Here is a 2,597-nt window from a genome sequence, read left to right as displayed (position 1 = left end):
TTCAAGCAGAAACTGCTTGTCGAACAGATAGACGCCCATGGTTTCGAGGTGTTCGTTGCGCTCAACCCCCTCCCCGTCGTCGCTCCCATGAAGCATGGCAGGTTCGGCCAATCCCAGAATACGCTCCTCGTCATTGATCGTAACCCGCGCCTGGGTTCCGGACCCCGGCTCCGAAGTTGCGCGCACCGCAACCGTGATCTGAGCCCCGGATTCGCGATGCGCCCGCGCCAGTTCGGCGTAGTCCATGCGGTAGACCGCGCCACCGTCGAGCACCAGCACCTGACTGGCGCGATTGCGCTCGATCAGATAGCGATTTTGGCGAATCGCATCGACCGGACCGGCATACCATTCCTGGTTCTCGCGCATCTGCGGCGGCACCGGGGTGATGAATTCGCGTAGTTCGGGGTTGAAGATCGACCAACCGTCGCGCAGATGCTTATGCAGCGAGTGGCTCTTGTATTGGGTCAGGACCAGCACCTGGCGCAGTCCCGAATGCAGACAATTGGCCAGACTGAAATCGATGACTCGATACTTGCCGCCGAACGGCACCGCGGCCTTAGTGCGGTGGATGGTCAGGGGATCGGGACCAGCCCCGCGATCGATGGCAAGCACGAGGATCAGGGTATCGGCGGACATGGCGCTTCTTCGGATAAATGGAGACCGGTCGTCACAGCCGCACAGTCTAGCGGGAACGCGGGGCGAAAAGCCAATTCTGGCGTGGGGTTTGGAAGCCGACTCACGGGATTGCCGAATTGGAGTCGGCGTCTTACTCCGGTCTGACGACTGGAGTGCCGAGTACAACTCGGCGATCCCAGGGTGCGAGTCCACGACATGACCTGCGCCCTGCACGCGAGCAGAAGCAGCCAGCCATCCGTCTCGCGGTCACGCCGGACGATCGGCGAGGCGCGGTTGAATCATGCGCTTCATATCCCGCACCGCCTGATCCAGCCCGACGAACAGCGCCCGCGCGATGATGGAGTGTCCGATATTGAGTTCGCGCACGCCGGGGATGGCCGCGACCGCCCGGACGTTGTGATAGTCGAGTCCATGTCCGGCGTTGACCTCCAGACCCAACGCCAGCCCCAGATCGACGGCCTGACGGATGCGCGTCAGGGCATCCGCCCGCTCGCGCGGCGAGCTTGCATCGGCATAGTGTCCGGTGTGAATCTCGATCACTGGCACGCCCACCGCGCGCGCCGCTTCGAGTTGCGCCGGCTCCGCGTCGATGAACAGCGAGACCCGAATGCCCGCCTCGGTCAGCCGCGCGCAGAAGTCGGTCAGATGGGCCTGATTGCCGGCCACGTCCAGACCGCCCTCGGTCGTCAGTTCCTCGCGCCGTTCCGGAACCAGACAGACATCCGCCGGTTTGAGACGGCAGGCGATCACGCCCATCCCGGCGGTCGCGGCCATCTCCAGATTCATGCGGGTGTGGAGGATGTCGCGCAGCAGTTCCACATCCCGATCCTGGATATGCCGGCGATCCTCGCGCAGATGCAGCGTGATGGAATCCGCGCCGGCCTGTTCGGCCACCAGCGCGGCCTGAATCGGCTCGGGGTAAAGGGTGCCACGCACCTGTCGGACGGTGGCAACATGATCGATATTGACGCCCAGCAGCATCTCGTTGGGGCTGCGATCGTCAGTACGCATCGGTTTCTCCACTGCACTGAACTCCAGATGAGACTTCTTTATAGAAATTGATTTAACGCGAATTTTTCATAAAAAGCCGAGCGCGCCGTTGCGTCGCCAGATGTTCCCCCGCAGATAGCCCATCGCCTGACAGATCGGCGTGAGTTCCGGCGGGGCGGCGGCTTGCAGGGTGCGCGTGACTTTCATTCGCTGCGCGCCTTGGGTGGCGTGACGGAGCATTCCGGAAAATCGGCCTTGATCTCGCCCTGATACTTGCGCAGCCCGTCCAGCCGACAGGAAAAAGTGTGCACGATGGCCAGCAAATCCTCGACCATTTCCTGCGGAGGCGAGAGCGATTCCTGATTCGCCACCACCACCTCGCAGCCGTTGTGTTGGGCGAGGTGCTCGAACAGGTCGAAGCCGAAACGCATCAGCCGGTCCTTGTGGGCCACGAGGAGTTGGCGAATCTCGCCGCGTCCGATTTGTTCGACCAGCGTCAGAAAGCGTTTGCGCTTGAAGTTCATCCCGCCGCCGATTTCCTGTATCCACTCGTCGACCGCGATCCCGGCGCCCAAGCAGTAGGTCTCCATCGTTTTCACCTGAGAGGCCAGATCGTCCTTCTGCCCAGCGCTCGAGACGCGGCAGTACACCACCACCGCGCGTCGCTCGGGGACACCGCCCGTCAGCAGGCGCACGTCCGTTTCGTCGAAGTAGCGATGCCCGGACGGATGGCGCTTGGCCACGAGCTTGCCTTCGCGCTCCCAGCGCCGGATCGTCGAGGGCGCTTTCCCGATCCGTTTCGCAAGCTCGTTGATGCGCATATTTTGCTCATAAGGAGCAGTTTTAGCCCGGATTATTCATAAAAACGGGCGACACTCGTTTAACCAATTGATAAAATTGGTGTTCCGCCAAGAACGCTTCGGAGAAGCTAAACGAGGTCGCCCATGTTCCAGTCTACCCCAGAGCAGTTG

Annotated in this window: 3 protein-coding genes; all 3 read right to left on the bottom strand. The window is 61.8% G+C overall.

Annotated features, from left to right (window positions below):
- The coding region (locus CCR95_RS06635; RefSeq protein WP_276570233.1) for a sugar phosphate nucleotidyltransferase at positions 1-636 on the bottom strand (636 nt) is incomplete at its 3' end.
- A gap of 246 nt (positions 637-882) precedes the next feature.
- Positions 883-1,647, bottom strand: a complete 765-nt coding sequence (gene pdxJ, locus CCR95_RS06630) for a pyridoxine 5'-phosphate synthase (protein WP_201092940.1) — start codon at positions 1,645-1,647, stop codon at positions 883-885.
- 182 nt (positions 1,648-1,829) lie between these two features.
- Positions 1,830-2,447, bottom strand: coding sequence for an IS607 family transposase (locus CCR95_RS06625; RefSeq protein ID WP_201092938.1), 618 nt, complete (start codon positions 2,445-2,447; stop codon positions 1,830-1,832).
- Positions 2,448-2,597: the final 150 nt, after the last annotated feature.

The organism is Thiocystis minor (assembly GCF_016653465.1).
In the GTDB taxonomy this organism is placed as follows: Bacteria; Pseudomonadota; Gammaproteobacteria; order Chromatiales; family Chromatiaceae; genus Chromatium; species Chromatium minus.
Note: the sequence above shows the minus strand (reverse complement) of the source record. Positions and strands in the feature narration are given on the sequence as shown.

What these genes read in the sequence shown, in the direction of transcription:
- pdxJ (WP_201092940.1), bottom strand. Translation starts at nt 1,647, where the DNA reads ATGCGTACTGACGATCGCAGCCCCAACGAGATGCTGCTGGGCGTCAAT.
- CCR95_RS06625 (WP_201092938.1), bottom strand. Translation starts at nt 2,447, where the DNA reads ATGCGCATCAACGAGCTTGCGAAACGGATCGGGAAAGCGCCCTCGACG.